Here is a 395-nt window from a genome sequence, read left to right on the forward strand (position 1 = left end):
CGTTGCCACACCGTCTGGGCCTTGAGCCGGCCCTGTTCGTCGTAGTCGTACTGGCTGCGCAGCAGGCCTTGCTGGCGTTGCACTTCGCGACCGCCGCGCAGCTGGTGGTCGGTAAGTCGGGTACCGTTGAGGTCGATGGCGGTCAGCGCCCCACCGACGGCGTGATGAAAATCCAGCTGGCTGTTGTCCGGCAGGCGCAGGTGGTTGAGGCGCCCGCAGGCGTCGTAGCGATAACGCAGGGTGCCCCAGCCCTGGTGCTCGCCAATCAGGCGGTCTTGGGCGTCGTATTCAAAGGCCAACGGGTGATCGGTGCCGTCGTCGACCGACACCAGCCGGCCCAGGCCGTCGTAGCGGTATTCGATCACCTGGCCGTCGGGCAAGGTCTTGATCAACAA

Annotated in this window: 1 protein-coding gene; it reads right to left on the minus strand. The window is 65.6% G+C overall.

Annotated elements, in window-relative coordinates:
• A partial coding sequence (locus ACLEJQ_RS25780; protein WP_440799922.1) for a hypothetical protein occupies positions 1-395 on the minus strand: 395 nt, incomplete at both ends.

The sequence above is a fragment of the Pseudomonas sp. SMV71 genome, from assembly GCF_052042015.1.
Taxonomy (GTDB): Bacteria; Pseudomonadota; Gammaproteobacteria; order Pseudomonadales; family Pseudomonadaceae; genus Aquipseudomonas.